A 20,326-nucleotide genomic window follows, 5' to 3' on the forward strand; every position below is an offset into this window, starting at 1 on the left:
CACGCGCCGGATCGGGCGTGCCGCGCGCCGACCCCGGCGCGGGGAAACGGACGGAGCGGAACACGCGCCGCCGGGATTCTGCCCTTTTCAAGCTGATACCGGTAATCTTTCCATGTTTAGTGCCTATGTTCGGTATGGGGAAGGGCTGCCCATGGGAGATCGCGCGTGAGCCCCGGATGGCGCCCGCCGTGGCGGCGCCGTGGGACGGCCCGACCGCACGCGATCTATCTCGCCATCGGCTTTCCGCCAGCAGCCAAGAGCTGCGCGTACCGGATGCGGGAGACCGCCAACCAGCTGTGCGCGGCCGGCTGGGACGTGACCGTCGTGACCGTCTGCCGGCGGGCCTGGGACGACGACTCCGGCCTCGACCTGTCCCTGCTCGATGCGGTCGACCCCCGCGTACGGGTCGTCGAGCTGCCGCTCGTCCGTGCCGACCTGGAGACCGACATCCGCCGGTACTCCCATGAGCGGTCGCTGCGGCCGCGGCAGTGGGTGGAGCAGTGGCGGGAGCGGTCGGAGGAGATCTTCCCGGAGCCCATCTTCGCCTGGTGGCGCGACGACCTGGAGCGCGCGCTGCTGCGCGTGCACCGCCGCCGCCCGGCGGACCTGCTCGTGACCACCTGCGTGCCCTACGTCAACCTCGCCGCCACCTGGCGCCTGTGGGAGGAGCACCAGGTCCCCTACGTGGTCGACTTCCGGGACGGCTGGTCCGTCGACGTCGTCGGCGGGGGCGAGGCGTTCCCCAGGGAGTCCGTGGCCGGGGTCTGGGAGCAGCGCGTCCTCGCGCGGGCGGTCGCCGTCTGGTGCGTCAACGACACCATCGCCGCCTGCTACCGCGAGCGCTACCCCGACATCGCCGACCGCGTACGGGTGGTCCGGAACGGGTACGACGCGGACAGCGTGCCGAACACCGTACGCGTCCCCGACCCGTCGGCCGGGCTGACCTACGGCTACCTCGGCACGACCACGTTTCCCACCGAGACGCTCGAGGCGACGCTGACCGGCTGGCGCCTGGCCCGCCGGGCCGACCCGCTGGTCGCGCGGTCGCGCTTCGAGGTCCGCGGCCACGTGGGCGCGGCCGCGCTGCGGGAGGCCAACCGTCACGCGCAACTGCTGCGCGAGGCCGCCCCGCACGGCGTCGTGTTCGGCGGGCCGGTCCCGAAGGGCGACGTGGCCGGGTGCTACGGGCGCTGGGACGCGCTCGTGCTCATCCAGCGGGGCGGCGTACACATGACCTCAGGAAAGGTGTACGAGTACATGGCAGCCGGGCTACCCGTCGTGTCCGCGCACACCAGCGGGCACGGCGTCAGCGCGGTCCTGGCCGGCTATCCCCTGTGGACCGGGGAGACCGGCCTGGATCCGGATCGGCTCGCCGCCGCGTTCGCGGCCGCCGCGAAACTCGCCGTGAGCGTCTCGCCCGCCGACCGCGCCGCGGCGGTCGCGTACGCGCGCCAGTTCGCCCGCGGTCCCCAGTTGCAGCCGGCGGTGCGCGACGTGACGGAGCTGGTCACGTGCGGCCGGTGAGCAAGGTCCTGCTGATCGCCGGCGCCCCGCCGGCCGAGCCCGCCGTTCTCGAACACGCCCTGGGCCAGTTCGCGCAGCGGGGCGCCCACGTCGACCTCGCCTGCTACTTCGGCCCGGAGGACGCCGTCGCGTCCACCGTGCCGACGCTCTTCTTCGGGCCGCCGGCCGACCATGGTCCGCACTTTCGCCGGACGGCGCAGCGCCGGCGCACCAAGGGCGGCCGGGTCTGGCTGTACGCGGGCCACGACGCGCGCCTGCGCAGGCTGGCCCGCGCGGCGCACGTACTCGTGGCGCTCGACCCGGACGCGGTGCACACGGTGTGGCAGTTCGCGCAGCGCAACCGGCGCGCGGACGCCCGGTTCGGGCTGGCGCCGGCGCTGCGCGCGGTGGACGAGCGTGCCGCGCGCCCGTTCGCCCGCGCACTGGCCGACCTGTGCCGGGTCGGGCCCTCCTGGGCCGTCGTCCGGGCCGCGCTCAAGCGCCGGGTCAAGGTGGCGGCCGTGCGCGCCGCCGTAAGCACCGCCGGCGATGTCCTGTGTCGTGGCCTGCTGCCCGTCGGCCGGCTGCCCGGCCGCCGGGTCGGGTCGATCGCCGCCACGCTGCACGCGGAACTCGTCGGGACCGGCCGGTTCGACCAGGCCATCAGGCTCGACGAGGAGTGGGCCCGCCGCGTCGCCGACCCACGGGTGGCGGCGCGGTTGCGCTGCCGGGCCGGGCAGACGCAGCTGCGGGCCGGCCGCGCGCCGCGGGACCTTGACGGGGCACTGTCGGCGGGCGTGGCGGTCGCGGACGACCTGCACCGTGCCGGCGAGGCCGGCCGCGCGGCCGGGATGCTGGTCACGGCGATGAACCTCGCCTTCCACCGGGGTCTGCACTTCGACGTGCTGTCCTCGCCGTTGGCGGCCGATCCCGCGCGGTTTCTGGCCCCGCTGCGGCGCAGCACGGCCATGGCGCAGCTGACCGCCTCGCGCGGCCGGGCGAGGAACGCGGCGCCCCTGCCGACGGACCGGCCGGCGCGGCTGCTGTTCGTCACGCGCGACAACGACTATTTCCTCCGGCGGGTGGTGGACCACTACGCGGCCGAGCCCGGCGTTGAGGTCCGGTTCCACGACATCTTCACCGACGAGGTGGCGCGCCGGCTCACCGCCGATCCGGCCAAGATGATCCAGGACGTGCTGTCCGGCGAGCCGACCGCCTACGGGGACCGTCTCGACGAGTGGCTGGCGCCCCAGCTGGCGTGGGCGGACACGGTCTTCGTGGACTGGTGCCTGGCGCCCGCGGCGATGATGACGCTGCGCGACCCCGGCGCGGTGCGCGTCGTCGTGCGGCTGCACAGCTTCGAGGCGTTCTCGCTGTGGCCCCAGATCATGGACTTCACCCGGGTGGACGACCTCGTCTTCGTCTCCGACCATCTGCGCGACCTGACCCTGGACGTGGTGCCGCGCCTGCGCGATGCGGACGCGCCGCGCACGTGGGTCATCGGCAACGCCATGGACCTCGCGGGCTTCCGGCAGCCCAAGGCGGACGCCGCCCGGTTCACGCTCGGGATGGTGGGATTCGGCAGCATCGCGAAGGACCCCCGCTGGGCGCTGGACGTCCTGCGCCTCGTGCGGGAGCGCGATCCCCGCTACCGCATGCTGCTCATCGGCGACGCGGCGAACGCCGGTCACAGCGTGGCGGCGGGGTACCGCGCGGCGTTCGAGGCCGACCTCGCCGAGCTGGGTCGCGGCGGCGCCGTCGAGGTGCTGGGCCGCACGGACGACGTGGTGGGTGCGCTGACCCAGGTCGGCGTCATCGTCAGCTCGTCCGTCCGGGAGAGCTTCCACTGCGGCCTCGTGGAGGGGGCCGCCAGTGGCGCCGTACCGGTGGTGCGGGACTGGCCCTTCTTCGCGGGCCGGGCGCACGGCGCCCGTACGCTGTTCCCGCAGCCGTGGGTGGTGGGTGACCCGCGTGCGGCCGCCGAGCGCGTCCTGGCCGTCACGGCGACGGAGGCCACCTGGCGGCAGCTCGGCGAGGCCGCCTCGGCGCACGTGCTGTCGCGCTGGGACTGGCCGGTGACCCGCCGCGAGTTCGACCAGCTGCTGCTCGGCGACGCCGACCGCGGCGCGTGGCCGATGGCCGTCCCGGACAGTCGCCGCGCCGCCGGGACGGTCGAGCCGGAGGCTAGTTCACCGACGCGGTGACGCTCCGCGCGCGCGGCGCCCCCACGGTCGTCGTCGCGGGCAGCAGCCGCGTGTAGACCTGATCCAACACCCGAGCCTGGGCCTGCCACGTCCAGTCGTCGAGCAGGCCCGGCCGCTCGTACGCGGCGCGGTAGCGGGCCGGGTCGGCCAGCACCGCGCGGACCGCGCGGACGTAGGCCTCGCGGTCACCCGCCGCGAAGACCTCGCCCTGCCCGGTCGCGCGGATCGTCTGGGCCGCGGTGCGCACGTCGCTGGACACGATGGGCAGCCGTGCCTGGGAGTACTCGTAGAACTTCGTGGACAGCGCCATGTCGTAGTTGGGCCAGCGCTGGATCGGGCTGACCCCGATGTCCGCGGTGGCCAGGAACCGTACGACGTCCCAGTGCGCCACGATCGGCAGGACGTGCAGGCGATCGCCGGCCCCGGCCCGCTCGGCCCGCTGCCGCAGCCGCCGGAGGAGGGGATGCTCCGGCAGCGTCACCACGAGGGCGACGTGGACCCCGGGCAGGTCGGGCAGCGCGTCGACCATCAGGTCGAGCCCGCGCTGTTCGGCCGCCACCCCGCTGTAGACGAGCAGCGGCGTGCCGGCGTCGAGCCCGCACGCCGCGCGCACGTCACCGGGCGGCTCGCCGGCCGGCGCCAGCGACCGCAGCTCGGGCGCGTTACGCACGACCGTCGGCCGGCTCGCCAGCCCGTGCCGGCGTTGCAGCAGCGCGGCGATCTCCTCCGAGACGGTGACGACGGCGTCGGCGTACGGCGCGTACTCGCGCTCGTGCGCGCAGTTGGCGGCCAGCCAGTGCGGTCGGTTCTGCCACGGCCGCATGCCGGGCAGGTACTCGTGCGCGTCCCAGACGAGCTTGACCGTGCGCCCGCCGGCCCGGGCGCGCAGCGCCGCGCGGGCGCCCACCCCGAGCATGCGGAAGTCGTTGGCGTGGATGATGTCGGGCCGCAGGCGGTCCAGTCGCTCGCCGAACGCGAGTTCGTACTCCCACAGTTGCGGTTCGATGCGCCGCCAGGACCGCGTGCCGCGTACGGCCGGCCAGAAGCGCGCGCCGACGCGGTCCGCGAGCGTGTCGGCGGCGATGTGGCGCTGGGCGAGCCGCCTGGTCTGACGGCTGCGGATCGAGACCCAGCGGTGGACCGCGCGGATGAGGAGCAGCTCGACGTCCAACGCCCACCGGCGCGAGCGCGCCCAGCGCACCGGCCCTTCGGTCAGGGCCACGGTCAGCTGCGCGCACCGCTGGCGATGGTCGGCGCGCCAGGCGAGCATCTGCTGCTGGCGCAGGTTGGCGATGCCGGTGGGCGGGTAGGCGAGCGGTTGCCGCAGCGGGGAGCGCCGGTACGCCCGCCGCCGTCGGGCCAGGGTGTTCGCGACGGGCAGCAGCTCCACGCGGGCCCCACCGAGGTCGAACTCGTGCCGGTCCCGGTCGGGGGAGCGGCCGAGGAGGGTGACCTCCCAGCCGGCCTCGGCGGCGGAGTACGCGGCCTTCTGGACGCGCGAGTCGCCCCGGACGGGCGTGTCGACGATCATGGCGATCCGGCCACGCGCGACCGGTCTCTCGGTTGCCTCCAGGGCCATGACTCGGTCACCCTTCGCTCACGAATTATTCGACATTAGACATGAACATGCAGGTTCGAGTGCTTATATCCGTACCGTGTCCTGCGCGCGCGGTGACGACGCCCGCGCCCGCTCACGAGACGTACGTGAAAACGCCTAAATGCGGTCCGTGTCCTCAGTCAGCCGTTGCTCGGTTATACATGGAATCCGCCCACAGTTGATCTTGGAGGCGCACATGGGCGTCGGTGTCGCGCAGGTGGGCTTCGGCTACTGGGGGCCCAACCACGCGCGTAACCTCACCACGCTGCTCGGTCGATCCTTCCGGTACGTGGTGGAGGCCGCCGAGCAGCGGCGCGCCGAGGCGGCCCGCCTTCACCCGTACGTGCGGGTGACCGACCGCCTCGACGAGGCGCTCGACGACCCGCAGGTGCACGCCGTGGTGATCGCCACGCCGGCCGCCACGCACGCCCCGCTGGCCCGCCGCGCGCTGGAGGCCGGCAAGCACGTGCTCGTGGAGAAGCCGCTCGCGCTCAGCGTCGCCGACGCGGTGGACCTCACGGAGCTCGCCGAGAAGATGAGCCTGGTGCTCATGGTGGGGCACACCTTCGAGTTCGTCCCCGCCATCCGGCGCATGCGCGAATACCTGCTCAGCGGCGACGCCGGCGACCTGCTGTACCTGCACGCGCAGCGGCTCAACCTCGGTCGCCTGCAACGCGACATCAACGCGTTCTGGTCCATCGGGCCGCACGACGTCTCGATCGCCAACTACCTGACCGGCGCCACGCCCGAGTGGGTATCGGCGCGCGGCGCCCGTTACCTGAGCCGCGACGTCGAGGACGTCCTCTTCGTGACCGCCGGCTATCCGGGCGGGGTGCTCGCCCACATGCACGTCAGCTGGCTGGACCCGTCCAAGACGCGGCGGACCACCCTCGTGGGCAGCCGCCGGATGCTCGTCTACGACGATCTGGACACCGAGGGCAGCCTGCGCGTCTACGACAAGGGCGTGGACCTGCTCGACTCGGACGCCTACGGCGTCTGGCGCTACCAGATGCGCAGCAACGGCATGCACGCGCCGGCGTTGCCCACGGTCGAGCCGCTCGCCGCGCTGCTCACCCACTTCCTCGACTGTGTACGCACGGGCGAGCGCCCGGCCGTGGACGGCTGGAACGGCGTGCGGGTGGTCGCGGCGCTGGAGGCCGTGGACGCCTCGATGCGGGCCGACGGCGCCCGCGTCGAGGTGTGCGCGCCGTGGGGCGCGGCGGGGTGACCGGACCGCATCCGCGCGTACCCGCCGACGCGGCCCCGCGCGTCGCGCCCGGCTCGGCCGTCTGGCCCGACGTGGTCCTCGGCGCCGGTTCGGTCGTCGAGGAGTTCTGCCTCGTCGGGCGCCCGGCGGGCGACGGCGCCGCGCCCGTCCCGACCGTACTGGGGCCGGGCGCGCGCGTGCGCAGCCACACCGTGATCTACGCGGGGGTGCGCGCCGGGCGGGGCTTCGCGACCGGGCACCACGTGCTCGTGCGCGAGGACACCGCGCTCGGCGACGACGTCTCGATCGGTTCCCTGTCCGTCGTCGAGCACCACGTCACCGTGGGTCACGGCGTACGCGTGCACTCGCACTGCTTCGTTCCGGAGTACTCGGTGCTGGAGGACGGCGCGTGGCTCGGCCCGCGCGTCACGGTCACCAACGCCCCGCGCCCCCGCTGCCCCGACGTGTCCGCCTGCCTCGCGGGCGTGCGCGTCGGCCGCGACGCCCGCGTGGGCGCCAACGTCACCGTCCTGCCCGGGGTACGCATCGGTGCCGGCGCCCTGATCGGCGCGGGCGCGGTCGTCACCCGGGACGTGCCGGCCGGCAGCGTGGCCGTCGGCGTACCCGCCCGAACGGTGGGCGAGGTCGACCAGCTCAGCTGCCCGGCCGGGCTCGACCACCTGCCGTATCCGCCACGACGTGAGGATGCCGATGTCCATTCCGCTCGTTGACCTGGGCGCCGCGTACGCCCGCCAGCGCGTCGATATCGACGCCGCCATCGCCGAGGTGATCGGCAGCGCCCAGTTCATCAACGGCCCGCAGGTCGCGCAGTTCGAGGCCGAGTTCGCCCGGTTCTGCGGCGCCCGCCACGCGATCGGCGTCGGCTCGGGCACGGCCGCCGTGCACCTGGCGCTGGCCGCCCTCGGCATCGGGCCGGGCGACGTGGTCGCCGTGCCCGCGCACACCTTCATCGCCACGGTCGAGCCGATCACCTGGCTCGGCGCGACCCCCCGGTTCGTCGATGTGGACCCGGCCACGGGCTGCCTGGACCCCGAAGCCCTGAAGACCGTGATCGACGGCGTGCGGGCGGTCGTGCCGGTACACCTCTACGGCGGGCTGGCCGACCTGGCGGCGATCGCCGAGATCGCCGACGCGGCCGGCGTACCCGTCGTCGAGGACGCCGCCCAGGCGCACGGCGCCCAGTACACGGGGCCGGACGGCACCGCCCGCCGGGCCGGGACGTACGCAAGGGCGGGCTGCTTCTCGTTCTATCCCGGCAAGAACCTGGGCGCCTTCGGCGACGCGGGGGCCGTGACCACCGATGACGACCGGCTCGCGCAGACCGTGCGGATGCTGCGCGACCACGGCCGCGTCGCCAAGTACGAGCACCTCGTCGTCGGGTACGCGCACCGGCTCGACACGCTGCAGGCGGCCGTGCTGCGCGCCAAGCTGGGCGGCCTCGACGCCGCCAACGAGCGCCGCCGCTCCCTCGCCCAGCGGTACTCGCGCCTGCTCGCCGGCGTGGGCGACCTGGCGCTGCCCGCCGAGCCGCCCGGCCGGCGCGGCGTCCACCACCTCTACGTCGTGCGTACGGCGCACCGCGACGAACTGCTCGCGTACCTGCGCGGCCGGGGCATCGGCGCGGGCGTGCACTACCCGGTCCCGATCCACCGCCAACCCGCGTACGCCCACCTCGGCGTGCCCGCCGGGGCCCTGCCGGCCGCGGAGGCGTGGGCCCGCGAGTGCCTGTCACTGCCGCTGTACCCCGAGCTGACGGAGGAGCAGCTGGCCCGGGTCACCTCCACGGTCACGGCCTTCTTCGAGACCGCCGGGTGAGTCGCGGGTTCCGCCCCGACATCGAGGGACTGCGCGGACTCGCCGTCGCGGCCGTGCTGCTGTGGCACGCTGGCGAGTCGCTGGTCCCCGGCGGCTATGTCGGCGTTGACGTCTTCTTCGTCATCTCCGGGTTCCTCATCACCGGCCTGCTCGTCGCCGAACTGGACAGCACCGGCCGGATCGACCTGCTCGCGTTCTACGCCCGCCGGTCGCGACGGCTGCTGCCCGCCGCGGGCGTCGTCCTGCTGGCCACGCTGGTCCTGGGCTGGCTGTGCCTGCCGGCCACCCGGTGGTCCGGCACGGCGGGCGACGTCATCGCGGCCGCCGCGTACGTCGTGAACTGGCGGCTGGCCGACCACGCGGGCGACTACCTGGCGCAGGACGAGGCGCCCAGCATCCTGCAGCACTACTGGTCGCTCGCGGTCGAGGAGCAGTTCTACCTGATCTGGCCGGTCCTGCTCGTGCTCGTCGGCGTACTGGCGGCACGCCGGCGCCGGTCGCCGGCCCGGTGGCTCGGGTTGCGGTCCGGCCACGCCCGGCCGGCGGCGCGAACACCCCGCGGGTGGCTGGTCGCCGCGCTGGCGGCCGTCGGTCTGCCGTCATTGCTGTGGTCGGCGCACCTGACCACGGCGATGCCCGAGCGGGCGTACTTCGTGACCACCACGCGGCTGTGGGAGCTGGCGGTGGGCGGCGCGCTGGCCCTCGGCGTGGCCTGGCTGCCCCGCCTGCCCCGCCGGCTCGCGGCGGTGATCGGTTGGGCGGGGCTGGCCGCGATCGGCGCCGCCCTCGTGGGATTCGACCACGAGACCCCTTTTCCCGGCTGGGCGGCGGCCGTGCCGGTGCTCGGCGCCGCCATGGTCATCGGCGCCGGGCCGGCGGCGGGGCGCGCCGGGCCGGAGCGCCTGCTCGACACGGGCGTCCTGCGCGCGCTCGGCCTGATCTCCTACTCGCTCTACCTGTGGCACTGGCCGCTGCTCGTCGCGGCGCGGGCACGCTTCGGGGACCTGTCCGCGCTCGGCGGCCTGGCCGTCGTGGCGATGTCCGTCGTGCCCGCGGCACTGACGTACCGCTTCGTGGAGAATCCGCTGCGCAACCGCCGGCACCTGGTCCGCGTGCCGGCGCGGGCACTGCGGCTCGGGGCGCTCAGCACGGGCGTACCCGTGCTCGTCGCGGTGGTCCTGCTGACGACGGTGCCGTCCGGCACAGGCCCTGTCCCCGGCGCCACGCCCGGGGCGGCGGCGCTGCGGCCGTTTCCCCGTGACGATCCCGCCGGCGCGCCGACAGACCGGGTGGCCGTGGTCTTCCCCGACCCTGTCGCGGCGGCGAGGGACGTGCCCGCCTCCTACGCGAGGTCCTGCCACGCGGGCACGACGGGCACGCTGCTGACGTGCGAGTTCGGTGACCCGGCCGGCCGGGTCACCGTGGCTGTGGCCGGCGACTCGCACGTGGCCCAGTGGCTGCCGGCGATCGAACCGATCGCCCAGGAGCTGGGCTGGCGCGCGCACATGTACACGAAGTCCTCCTGTCCCGTGCTGGACGCCGAGATCGTCAAGCCGTCGGCCCAGCAGGTCGCCTCGTGTGCGGAGTGGAACCGCGAGCTGCGCCGGCTGCTGCTCGGTCCGGCCCGGCCGGATGTCCTGATCACCAGCAGCGCGAGGTACCGCGTGCGCCGGGCGGACGGGGCCGCGTCCGGCGCGGACGACGACGTCATCGTCGACGCGCTGCGTCGCACGTGGCAGGCCTTCGTCGATGCCGGCGTCCGCGTCGTCGTGCTCCGCGACACCCCGTACCCCGAGCAGCACATCCCGGACTGTGCGGCGGCCCATCGCACGCAGCTGACCCGCTGCTCGTTCCCCCGCTCCGCCGCGCTCAAGGGCACCGGCGAGGCGCAGGAGGCGGCCGCCCGCGAGATGCGCGGCGTCACGCTCGTCGATCTCAACGACGCGATCTGCCCCACGCCCAGGTGTGCCGCGGTCATCGGCGGCGTGCTGATCTACCGGGACAAGAGCCACCTCACGGCGAGCTACGCCGCCTCGTTGCGCCCGAGGCTGCGGACCGCGCTCGTCGACGCGCTCGGTGACGGTCCCGCAGGGCCGTGACGGTGACCCGGATGCCTTAGTCCCCGGCCAGGACGCGCCGCGCGCGGCCCCAGGCCCAGCGCGCCACGCGGCGCACGGTGACCGGGCGGATCTCGACCGAGACCTGTCCACGACGCGTCACCCGCAGCGACGCCCGGTACAGCCGCAGGCCCACGCGCCGGTGAACCGCGCGGCGCGGCACCGGGACGGTGACCTTCACCGGCAGGTCGCCCTGCTCGCTCAGCCCTTCCAGACGCAGGCGCAGCGGGTGGCGGACCCCGCCGGGCGGGCAGCCCGCGACCAGCTCCGCGAGAGGGACGCGGGCCTGGGCCGGCGCGGTGGCCGACGGCGGCTCGAACCGGGCGGTCACGGTGTCGGCGGTGACCGAGAGGCGGGGTAGCTCGACCGGTGCGTCTCTCGCCGTGAGCGTGACCGCGCACTCCCCGTCGCCGGGTGCCGTCAGGTTCACCGAGTGGATGACCAGGCGCTGCGCGACCAGGCGGGCCGCGTGGTCCGTGACGTCGAACCAGCCGTCGGGCAACCCCAGCTCGGGGTCGCGGAATCCCGCGTACGCCGCGTACGCGCGCCCCCCGGTCACCACGATCGGCGGCCCGCCCGCGAGGTCCTGGCGCAGCGTGGTGAGCAAGGTGTCCAGCGCGCCGGCCTGGGCCAGCGACAGGCGCATCCGCCGGCGCTGGTCGATGCGGCCGCGGATGGCGTCGGTCAGGTACAGCTTCGCCAGGCGCCCGATCCCGGCGAAGATCCATTCCTGGTCGTCGCGTTCAAGGTCGAGCAGGCCGGGTTCCAGCAGCTTGGCCGCCTCCCAGGTGAGGTGGCGCTGGTGCACCTTCTCGCGCGCCGGCCCCGGGTCGAGGAGCCGTTCGGCGCACGCCATGATGGCGTCCGTGCAGCGCAGCCGCTCCTCGAACCGGGCGCTGTAGGTGATATTGCTGCCGTCGTCGCGGCGTACGACGTGGTAGTAGATCTTGTCGGCCAGTGCCGACACGCGGGCGGCGGCCACGAGAGCCGCGAGGGTGAACGGCTGGTCGCTGGAGACCGACAGCTCCTCCGGATACCGGATCGCGTGGCGTTCGATGAGGTCGCGCCGGAACAGCTTGACGTTCGACAGCGACCAGGCCAGGTCCGAGCCGGCCAGGTCGATGTCGACAGTGGTCTGCCTGAAGATGCCCTGGTGCACGAACCGGCCGTTCTCGCCGACCATGCGGATCGCCACCACGTCGCTGCCGTGCCGGTCGGCCATGGCGACGGCGGCTTCGAGCGCGTCCGGCTCCAGCCAGTCGTCCGCCCCCACGAAGAACACGTACCGTCCGGTCGCCCGGGCGAGGGCGGCATTGCTGGGCGCGGCGGGGCCGCCCGAGTTGGCCTGGTGGATCACCTCGAACGAGCCGGGGTACGCGGCGGCGAACCGGTCGAGCTCCGCGCCGCTGCCGTCGGTGGACCCGTCGTCGACCGCGACGATCTGCAACCGGTCGGGGCCGATCGTCTGCGAGACGAGCGAAGCGAGGCACCGGCTCAGGTACGGCATCGTGTTGTAGACGGCCAGCACGACGCTGACGTCCGCCATCATGCCTCCCGACTGGACGCGGATAGGTCGGTCCAGTCGCACAACGAGCGGCGGGCGGGACCGTTACTTGGCGGGGAGCGTCGCGGTCGCGGCCGCGAGCGCGGCCCGCTCCGGCCCGCCGGCGTCGCGCATGGCCACGAGATCGGCCCACACGCCGTGGGCGAGGAGCGCCGTCGGCTCGACCGCGTGCGAGCGCCGCAGAATCTCGGCCGGTACGGGCTGCGGATCCGGCCGCACGTACGCCCGAACGATGTCGTCGTAGTGGTCCCACAGGACGGTGCTGGTGGGGTCGGCGCCGAAAACGACCAGCACGCCCGTGGGCCGGGTGTCGACCGGCCGGCAGACCAGGTCGGGCCGGTACTTCTCCAGCACCGGGATGAGCCGGAAGACATCGCCCGTCCACATCCGTGTGACACGGTCGCGGGCCGCCTCGGCCACCGAGCGCGGCAGCATGTCGTCGACGACGATCACGCTGTGCGCCGCCGCGTGCCGCTCGATGTTCATGAAGTCGCGCAGCGCGTACTCGAACAGGTGCATGCCGTCGATGAAGGCCAGGTCGATCGGGTCGCCGCCGAAATGCGCCGTCGGGTCGGGCCGGGCGAAGAAGTCGTCGCTGCCCTCGCGGTACAGCGCCACGTCGCAGCGGATCTCGCTGGTGATCGCGAAGGCCGGGTCGATGCCGATGCTGCGGCAGCGCGACAGCGCCAGGCTCAGCCCGGTGGAGACGCCGGTCTCCAGGTAGGTGCGCGGCTTCAGCTTCTCGTGCAGTTCGGTGAGGAACCGGTGGCGCGACATCTTGTGGGAGTCGTCCGGGTGCGGCTCGTCACGGAGGCCGGCCTGAGCGGGGGCCGGGGCGGGTGCCGGTCCGGCGAGGCGCCGCCTGGCGCGGCGCAGGGCGCGCCACCCCCGCTCGCCCACGACCGGCCGGAGCGCGGACTTCATCAGCTCTGTGGAACGACCTGCCATACCGGCGCACACCCTCCTCAACGGTGGGTGGTTCGCCGATCGTAGTTGATCAGAGCCGCGCGCGGCCGTGGTGACACGGCGGCGCGCGGCCCTGATCCTGCGTGCTTGTCAGGCGGTCGCGTAGCCCGGCATGGGGAAGCCGGCCAGCAGGTCGGCCACCTCGCCGGCGACCCGGTCCAGCGTCGCCTCGTCGTCCTTGACGACCGCGGTGATCGCCTCGTCGTACCACGTGGCGACCTGGGGCATGTGCTCCTCGGTGAGGCCGCGGGTCGTGATCGCCGCGGTGCCCAGCCGGATGCCGGACGGGTTCCACGGCTTGCGCGGGTCGTACGGCACGGTGTTGAAGTTCAGCTCGATGCCGGCCCGGTCGAGCGCCTTGGCGGCCGGCTTGCCCTCGACGCCCTTGTCGGTCAGGTCGATGAGGATCAGGTGGTTGTCCGTGCCGCCGGACACCAGGTTGAAGCCCCGCTCGGTCAGGGCGGCGGCGAGCGCCTTGCCGTTCGCGACGACCTGCGCGGCGTAGTCGCGGAACGACGGCTGCGCGGCCTCGCCCAGCGCGACCGCGATGCCGGCGGTCGTGTGGTTGTGCGGGCCGCCCTGCAGGCCGGGGAAGACGGCCTTGTCGATCGCGGTGGCGTGCTCGGCCGTGCTCATCAGCATGGCGCCGCGCGGGCCGCGCAGCGTCTTGTGCGTCGTGGTCGAGATCACGTCGGCGTGGCCGACCGGCGACGGGTGCGCGCCGCCCGCGATCAGGCCGGCGATGTGCGCGATGTCGGCCAGCAGCACCGCGCCGACCTCGCGGGCGATCGCCGCGAACGCGGGGAAGTCGATCGTGCGCGGGATGGCCGTACCACCACAGATGATCATCTTGGGCCGCTCGGCGAGCGCGAGTTCCCGGACGTGGTCCATGTCGATGCGGCCGGTGGCGCGGTCGACCGCGTAGTGCACGGGCCGGAACCACTTGCCGGTCGCCGATACCGGCGAGCCGTGCGTGAGGTGACCGCCGTGGGCCAGCTCCAGCGACAGGAACGTGTCGCCGGGCTGCAGGAACGCCAGGAACACGGCCAGGTTCGCGGGGGAGCCGGAGTACGGCTGGACGTTGGCGTGGTCGACGCCGAACAGGGCCTCGGCGCGGGTGCGGGCCAGCTCCTCGATCGGGTCGACGAACTGCTGGCCCTCGTAGTAGCGCTTGCCCGCGTAGCCCTCGGAGTACTTGTTCGTCAGGACCGTGCCGGTGGCCTCCAGGACCGCGGCGGAGACGTAGTTCTCCGAGGCGATCATGCGGAGCTTGTCGTGCTGGCGGGTCGCCTCGTCCTCGATCAGACCGGCGAGCTGCGGGTCCGCGGTGGCCAGATGAGACAGATGTGGTACGTGCATGAGCGTTCCTCCTGGCAGGAGCCGGTGACCGGGTCACCCAGGCGCGCGGTGTCCCGATCTACGGTCGCTCCCCGGTGGTTGATTCCACCTCAACTCATGCGCCAGTCGCGTCGTCGGCCCCCAGCTTAGCGCCTGCGCTGCCGGACGGCTGGCCGCGCACCGCCTACGCGCCGCGGTAGAGGCGGTCGAGGTCCACCAGTTCCACATCGTCGCGGTGGCGGGCAGCCGTCATCAGGTCCGAGGTGAATCCGGCACGGGCGAACAGCAGCAGCTTGGGTGGTCGGCTCACCCGATCCGCGGGCAGGAGCTGCCGAAGATGGTCCAGTCGGGCCAGCTCGTGGACGCCCATCGAGGATGTGGTGCCCTTGGCCTCCCCGATGGCGACAATCGTCGAGCCGCCGGATGACGTCTTCTCGGCCACGACCACGTCCAGTTCGTGGCCCTGCCGGTGCTCCCGGCACGCGATCGTCGCGGGGAGCACCGAACTGGGCGTGCCGGCCAGGGTCTGCCGATCGGCGTGGTCGCGACACCAGCTTCGGGCCAGATCCTCGAAGTGCGGGCCGTAGATCTTCGAAGCTACGGTGTCCGCCTGCTCGCGCCAGACTTGCTCCCCGCGACCGGAGATCAGTTCTGGCTCATGGCGCGCAATGATCAACTGATGGAGGCGGACGATCGGCTCGCTGACGCGGTACTCGCCCCGTTTGCTGCGGAGGGCGTCGTCGACGCGTTCCAGGAGGCCGATGTTCTCCAACCCGCTGAGCGGGTAGGCGACGGCTGTGGCGGGTCGGCCGAGCGCCGCCGCGATCTCCCCGCGCCGCGTCCGACCCGCGCTGATCGCCGCCAGCACCGCCGCGTACGACGACGGATCCGTGATCGTGGGCTCCTCACGCAGGAGCAGGCCGCCCTCCCGAAACATCGCGGACGCCGGGTTGAGCAGCCGCCGAACCACCCAGGAGTCAAACGAGCGCGGGTCGACAGGCCCAGCGCCACCGGACATTTCCAGGTAGGCGGGCGTCCCGCCGACGAGCGCATGGACGCGGAACGCGAGCTCCGGCTGGTCGCCCAGGCCCCAGAAGGCCGCCGCCTGCCGGTAACCGAACGGCCGCACCACCAGCTCCAGGACGGCACGTCCGCGCAGCGGGGCGCCGCCGCTGAGAAGTTGCGTCATCGTGGTCAGGGCGCTGCCGCACAGAATCAGCCGCGTCCGGGTGTGTTCCTTGGCATGGCTCAGCGGGCTGAGGGCCTGCTGCAGGTAGGAGGGCAACGCGGGGGTGGCGGCCGTCAGATACGGGAACTCGTCGATGATGACGGGCACCTGCCGCTCCTCGCCCAGGCGGAGCAGCTCCGCGAGAGCCTGGCGCCAGTCCGCGAACGCGACAGGCGCGCCGAGACCGCGGTAGGCCGCGTACGCGGCGCCGAGGTCGGCGAGGTTCATGGTCTCCGTCTGTTGGGTGGCGGCGAAGAGAAAGCCACCCATCTCGCGGCTCAGCAGCTCAAGCAGCAGCGTCTTGCCCTGCCTGCGGCGGCCGTACACGAGGCCGAGCGTCGCCCCATGGGCCGGCGAAGAGACAAAGTCGACCAGCTCGGCCCACTCTGTGTCGCGCGCGAACAGGCGCGACGGTTTCTGAGTCACGCAGGAATGATAACTCCAGTTATAATAACTTGAGTTATAACTCCTCGCCTATTCGGGCACGCGGCGGTAGGCGCCGTCGCTGGCCGAGGTGGCCATCGAGGCGTACGCGCGCAGCGCAGCGGACACCGGCCGGTCCCGGTCCACCGGCGTGTACGGCCGGTCGCGCTTCTCCTGCGCGATGCGCCGGGCGTCGAGCACGTCGTCGGGCACGTTGAGCGTGATGGACCGCTCCGGAATGTCGATGGCGATCTCGTCGCCCTCCTCGACCAGGGCGATCAGGCCGCCGCCGGCCGCCTCGGGGGAGATGTGCCCGATGGACAGCCCGCTCGTGCCGCCCGAGAAGCGGCCGTCCGTGATGAGCGCGCACGCCCGGCCAAGCCCGCGCCCCTTGAGGAACGACGTCGGGTAGAGCATCTCCTGCATGCCCGGGCCACCCCTGGGGCCCTCGTACCGGATCACGACGACGTCGCCGGCCACGACGGACTTGTTGAGGATGCCCTCGACGGCCGCGTCCTGCGACTCGAAGACCCGCGCCCGCCCGGTGAACCGCAGGTTCTCCTCCGGCACGCCGGCCGTCTTCACCACGCAGCCGTCCGGGGCCAGGTTGCCGTGCAGGATCGCCAGGCCACCGTCGGCCGTGTACGCGTGCGCCACGTCGCGGATGCAGCCGTCCGCCCCGTCGGTGTCCAGCGTCGCCCACCGGTTGTCCGTCGAGAAGGGCTCGGTCGTACGCACGCCGCCCGGCGCCGCGTGGAACAGCTCGATGGCCCGCTCGCTGGCCTTGCCGCCGCGCACGTCCCACTCGGCGAGCCAGGTGTCGAGGTCGGGGGCGTGCACGGCGTGCACGTCCCGGTTCAGCAGGCCGGCGCGGTCCAGCTCGCCCAGCAGGGCGGGGATGCCGCCGGCCCGGTGCACGTCCTCCATGTGGTACTTCTGCGTGTTCGGCGCGACCTTGGACAGGCACGGCACCCGGCGCGAGATCGCGTCGATGTCGGCCACGCTGAAGTCCAGCTCGGCCTCGCGGGCGGCGGCCAGCAGGTGCAGCACGGTGTTGGTCGAGCCGCCCATGGCCACGTCGAGCGCCACGGCGTTCTCGAAGGCGGCGCGGGTGGCGATGGCCCGGGGCAGCACGGAGGGGTCGTCGCCGGCGTAGTAGCGCCGGGCCAGGTCCACGATCAGCGTGCCGGCGGTGGTGAACAGGTCGCGTCGGGCCGCGTGGGTGGCCAGGGTCGAGCCGTTGCCGGGCAGTGACAGCCCGATGGCCTCCGTGAGGCAGTTCATCGAGTTGGCGGTGAACATGCCCGAGCAGGAGCCGCAGGTCGGGCAGGCCGAGCGCTCGATCACGTCGAGCTGCGCGTCGGACACCTTCTCGTCCGCCGAGGCGATCATCGCGTCGATCAGGTCGAGCTTGTGGGTGACCACGCCGTCGACCGACACGGTCTTGCCGGCCTCCATCGGGCCGCCGGAGACGAAGACCGTCGGGATGTTGAGCCGCAGCGCGGCGAGCAGCATGCCCGGGGTGATCTTGTCGCAGTTGGAGATGCAGACCAGCGCGTCGGCGCAGTGCGCCTCCACCATGTATTCCACCGCGTCGGCGATCAGCTCCCGCGAGGGCAGGGAGTAGAGCATGCCGCCGTGCCCCATGGCGATGCCGTCGTCCACCGCGATCGTGTTGAACTCGCGGCCGATGCCGCCCGCCTCCTCGATCGCCTCGCTCACCAGCGCGCCGAGGTTGCGCAGGTGGACGTGGCCCGGCACGAACTGGGTGAAGCTGTTGGCGACGGCCACGATCGGCTTGCCGAAGTCGGCGTCGGTCATCCCGGTGGCCCGCCAGAGGGCCCGGGCGCCGGCCATGTTGCGACCCGAGGTGGACGTGGTGGAGCGCAGTTGCGGCATGCGCCCTAGTGTGGCACCGCCACGGCGATCGGCAAGTCACCGGCTCGCGCGCCGCCCACCCATCGGGAGGGAGGTGTGATCCGTGCCTCGGTGTCCGGTATTTACCGGACGTGCACCAGACCTCCCGCGCACGTGCGGGATAGGGCAGAGTGTGAGCCGTGCCCCTGACCCCCGGGCTCCGCTCCATTGTGGAGATCACCGCCTTCGCCGGTGGCGGCATCGCCGTGCTGTGCGTGCTCGCCGTGCTCTTCGCCCTGCGTAACCTGCGTGACGCCTGGCGCCGGGCGTACGTGTGGCTGTGCGTCGGGATCGCGGCGAGCGCCGTCTCGCTCGCGGTGACCGCACTGGTGGCGCAAGTGTCGGCCATGGCGCAGCCCGTGGCCTGGTCCGCCGCAGTCGGTGGCGCGGTGGCCTCCGTGCCGTTCGTGATCGGCCTGCTGGACCTGCTCGGCCCGGACGCCGGCGCGCGGGCCAAGATCCGCCACGGCCTCGACGGGTTCGTCCTCGGCTCCAACATCTTCTTCGTCGGCTGGATCACGTTCATCGCGATCGCCGATGACCCGCTGACCCCGGGGCTCACCGCCCGGTTCCTGGTGATCGCCCTGCCCGCGGCCGTCGCGGCGTGCGTGGCCGGGCTGGCCATCATGACGGCGGCCCGGGCGGTGACGCCGCGCCGCTTCGCCGTGCTGGCCGCGCTCGGCGCCGCGCTGGCCGCGGTGGGCGGGCTGGCGGGCGTACTCGTGTGTTGCTTTCCGGAGGCCGTGCGGACCGGCAGCTCGGTGATCCCGCTGAGCGCCGGCTGCCTGTGCATCGCGATCGCCGCGATTCTCGTGGGGCGCTCGGGCGCCGAGGTGGCGACCGTGGCGGAACGGCAGCCGAACAGCCTGTGGCTGACGCTGTGCGTGGGCGCGGCGTTCGTCGGCGGCGGCTTCGAGGTGACCACGACCGGACGGCTCGCGTCCGTGAGCGCGATCGCCGCCGCCGCCGTCCTGCTGGCGCTGTTCGCCCGGCTCACGATCGCGCTGCGGGACGTGAGCGGCCATGCCGACAAGCTGGAGGTCAGCGAGAGGCACTTCCGCGCGATGGCCTACACGGACCCGCTGACCAACCTCGGCAACCGCCGGCGGCTGACGGAGACGCTGGCCCACCCGCGGCCCACCCGGGGCGCGGCCGCGGTGCTCGCGATCGACCTGGACGGGTTCAAGAACATCAACGACCTGCACGGGCACGAGGTGGGCGATGCCGTCCTGCTGGAGGTGGGTCGCCGGCTGCGCGCGAGCATCCGCCCCGGCGACGTGCCCGTACGCCTCGGCGGCGACGAGTTCGCCGTGCTCACCTGGGCGCCCGAGCAGGTCGCCCGTACGGTGGCCGACCGGCTGCTGGCCGTGTTGTCCCGGCCCTACCGCGTCGGCGGGGTGACGGTCGACATCACGGCCAGCATCGGCCTGGCCAGCGGCGAGCCGCTCACGGTGTTCCGGCATGCCGACGTGGCCCTGCGGGTGGCCAAGCAGGGCGGCAAAGGTCGCGTGCAGCACTACGACAGCACGTACGACGGGTGGATCCGCCGCCGCGTGACCCTGGAGCAGGGCCTGCGCCGGGCGATCCCCCGCGGCGAGCTGAGCTTGAGCTACCAGCCGGTGGTGGCCCTTCCCGAGGGCCGGCCGGTGGGCGTGGAGGCGCTGCTGCGCTGGAGCCATGCGGAGCTGGGCCCGGTGTCGCCGGCCGAGTTCATCCCGGTGGCCGAGGAGACCGGCATGATCGGCGAACTGGGCCGGTGGACCGTGCACGAGGCGTGCCACCAGCTCTCCCTCTGGCTGGCCGAGGGTCACGACCTGTGGCTCGCGGTCAACGTGTCCGTACGCGAGCTGCGTGGGCTGCGCTATGCCGAGCACGTCGCCGAGGTGCTGCGTGAGCATCACGTGCCGCCCGACCGGTTGGTGATCGAGGTCACGGAGCAGAGCGTGGCCGACGACATCGAGGAACTCGCCCGGCCGCTGGCCGCGCTGCGCGAGCTGGGTGTCCGGGTGGCGCTGGACGACTTCGGGTCGGGGTACTCGTCGCTGGGCCAGCTGTGGAAGCTCCCGGTCGACGTCATCAAGATCGACCGCGAGCTGGTGGCCGAGCCCGCGCGCCCGGGCGGCGGGGGAGTGACTCCCACCACGGCCGGCCCGCTCGTCGACATCGTCGTGCAGCTCGGCGAGCGGCTCGGCCTGCAGGTGGTCGCCGAGGGCGTGGAGGACGACGACCAGCGCTCCATCGTCGAGCAGGCGGGCTGCCACCTCGGCCAGGGGTACCTTTTCGGGCGGGCGATGCCCGCCGAACACGTCGAGGCGCTCCTCGCGAACGACAACGCTCCGCGCCTGGTAGATCCCAGTGACGCATGATCGTTGACCACGATGTGAGACGAGTTGACGCGCGGCATGAGATGAGGCAATCTGTCTGCA

At 73.2% G+C, this 20,326-nt stretch carries 13 protein-coding genes and 1 riboswitch; of the genes, 7 read left to right on the plus strand and 6 right to left on the minus strand.

Translation table 11 applies throughout. The features are described 5' to 3' along the window. The first annotated feature begins 165 nt into the window (after window positions 1-165). Both ABD191_RS10725 and ABD191_RS10730 read left to right on the plus strand, forming a co-directional pair. Window positions 166-1,524 (plus strand): glycosyltransferase, encoded by a 1,359-nt coding sequence (locus ABD191_RS10725; RefSeq protein WP_344079495.1) that lies wholly within the window; start codon window positions 166-168, stop codon window positions 1,522-1,524. Further along, entirely contained in the window at window positions 1,521-3,707 is a 2,187-nt protein-coding gene (locus tag ABD191_RS10730; protein ID WP_344079498.1) for a glycosyltransferase, read from the plus strand. The genes ABD191_RS10725 and ABD191_RS10730 overlap by 4 nt, the downstream gene beginning before the upstream one ends. Here ABD191_RS10730 and ABD191_RS10735 read toward each other — a convergent pair. Beyond that, complete coding sequence (locus tag ABD191_RS10735; RefSeq protein ID WP_425560702.1) at window positions 3,688-5,238, minus strand: glycosyltransferase family 4 protein; 1,551 nt, start codon at window positions 5,236-5,238, stop codon at window positions 3,688-3,690. The genes ABD191_RS10730 and ABD191_RS10735 overlap by 20 nt on opposite strands. Window positions 5,239-5,500: 262 nt before the next feature. Between ABD191_RS10735 and ABD191_RS10740 the strand changes: the two genes are divergently transcribed. Genes ABD191_RS10740 through ABD191_RS10755 form a run of 4 tightly spaced genes read left to right on the plus strand, consistent with a single transcriptional unit; the run spans window position 5,501 to window position 10,446 of the window. After that, the gene (locus ABD191_RS10740) at window positions 5,501-6,532 is read left to right on the plus strand and encodes a Gfo/Idh/MocA family protein (protein ID WP_344079504.1); all 1,032 of its coding nucleotides are present in this window, start codon (window positions 5,501-5,503) and stop codon (window positions 6,530-6,532) included. Then, window positions 6,529-7,242 carry an N-acetyltransferase gene (locus tag ABD191_RS10745; RefSeq protein WP_344079507.1) on the plus strand — a complete coding sequence of 238 codons (714 nt, stop codon included), beginning with the start codon at window positions 6,529-6,531 and terminating at the stop codon, window positions 7,240-7,242. The genes ABD191_RS10740 and ABD191_RS10745 overlap by 4 nt, the downstream gene beginning before the upstream one ends. Beyond that, window positions 7,223-8,347, plus strand: a complete 1,125-nt coding sequence (locus ABD191_RS10750; RefSeq protein WP_344079510.1) for a DegT/DnrJ/EryC1/StrS family aminotransferase — start codon at window positions 7,223-7,225, stop codon at window positions 8,345-8,347. The genes ABD191_RS10745 and ABD191_RS10750 overlap by 20 nt, the downstream gene beginning before the upstream one ends. After that, complete coding sequence (locus ABD191_RS10755) at window positions 8,344-10,446, plus strand: acyltransferase family protein (RefSeq protein ID WP_344079513.1); 2,103 nt, start codon at window positions 8,344-8,346, stop codon at window positions 10,444-10,446. The genes ABD191_RS10750 and ABD191_RS10755 overlap by 4 nt, the downstream gene beginning before the upstream one ends. A gap of 16 nt (window positions 10,447-10,462) precedes the next feature. Here the strand turns inward: ABD191_RS10755 and ABD191_RS10760 are convergent, their stop codons facing one another. The 5 genes from ABD191_RS10760 to ilvD all read right to left on the minus strand — a co-directional run bounded on the left by ABD191_RS10760 (window position 10,463) and on the right by ilvD (window position 17,882). After that, window positions 10,463-12,010, minus strand: a complete 1,548-nt coding sequence (locus tag ABD191_RS10760) for a glycosyltransferase family 2 protein (RefSeq protein ID WP_344079515.1) — start codon at window positions 12,008-12,010, stop codon at window positions 10,463-10,465. Between the two features lie 63 nt (window positions 12,011-12,073). Further along, window positions 12,074-12,952 (minus strand): class I SAM-dependent methyltransferase, encoded by an 879-nt coding sequence (locus ABD191_RS10765; RefSeq protein WP_344079518.1) that lies wholly within the window; start codon window positions 12,950-12,952, stop codon window positions 12,074-12,076. A 132-nt stretch (window positions 12,953-13,084) separates the two neighbouring features. Next, a complete protein-coding gene (locus ABD191_RS10770; RefSeq protein WP_344079521.1) occupies window positions 13,085-14,353 on the minus strand; it encodes a serine hydroxymethyltransferase in 1,269 nt (422 codons plus the stop codon). 28 nt (window positions 14,354-14,381) lie between these two features. After that, a riboswitch (ZMP/ZTP riboswitch) is annotated at window positions 14,382-14,472 on the minus strand. Between the two features lie 44 nt (window positions 14,473-14,516). Then, the gene (locus tag ABD191_RS10775; RefSeq protein ID WP_344079524.1) at window positions 14,517-15,986 is read right to left on the minus strand and encodes an AAA family ATPase; all 1,470 of its coding nucleotides are present in this window, start codon (window positions 15,984-15,986) and stop codon (window positions 14,517-14,519) included. A 48-nt stretch (window positions 15,987-16,034) separates the two neighbouring features. Next, window positions 16,035-17,882, minus strand: coding sequence for a dihydroxy-acid dehydratase (gene ilvD, locus ABD191_RS10780; RefSeq protein WP_344079527.1), 1,848 nt, complete (start codon window positions 17,880-17,882; stop codon window positions 16,035-16,037). A 158-nt stretch (window positions 17,883-18,040) separates the two neighbouring features. On the opposite strand from ilvD, the gene ABD191_RS10785 reads away from it, so the two are divergent. Beyond that, window positions 18,041-20,266 (plus strand): putative bifunctional diguanylate cyclase/phosphodiesterase, encoded by a 2,226-nt coding sequence (locus ABD191_RS10785; RefSeq protein ID WP_344079530.1) that lies wholly within the window; start codon window positions 18,041-18,043, stop codon window positions 20,264-20,266. Window positions 20,267-20,326: the final 60 nt, after the last annotated feature.

Origin of the sequence: Luedemannella helvata, assembly GCF_039528415.1 — a bacterium.
Classification (GTDB): domain Bacteria; phylum Actinomycetota; class Actinomycetes; order Mycobacteriales; family Micromonosporaceae; genus Luedemannella; species Luedemannella helvata.

Excerpts from the sequence above, each read along its gene's own strand:
- ABD191_RS10735 (WP_425560702.1), bottom strand. The coding sequence starts at position 5,238 with ATGATCGTCGACACGCCCGTCCGGGGCGACTCGCGCGTCCAGAAGGCC.
- ABD191_RS10740 (WP_344079504.1), top strand. The coding sequence starts at position 5,501 with ATGGGCGTCGGTGTCGCGCAGGTGGGCTTCGGCTACTGGGGGCCCAAC.
- ABD191_RS10750 (WP_344079510.1), top strand. The coding sequence starts at position 7,223 with ATGTCCATTCCGCTCGTTGACCTGGGCGCCGCGTACGCCCGCCAGCGC.
- ABD191_RS10760 (WP_344079515.1), bottom strand. The coding sequence starts at position 12,010 with ATGGCGGACGTCAGCGTCGTGCTGGCCGTCTACAACACGATGCCGTAC.
- ABD191_RS10765 (WP_344079518.1), bottom strand. The coding sequence starts at position 12,952 with ATGAAGTCCGCGCTCCGGCCGGTCGTGGGCGAGCGGGGGTGGCGCGCC.
- ABD191_RS10770 (WP_344079521.1), bottom strand. The coding sequence starts at position 14,353 with ATGCACGTACCACATCTGTCTCATCTGGCCACCGCGGACCCGCAGCTC.
- ilvD (WP_344079527.1), bottom strand. The coding sequence starts at position 17,882 with ATGCCGCAACTGCGCTCCACCACGTCCACCTCGGGTCGCAACATGGCC.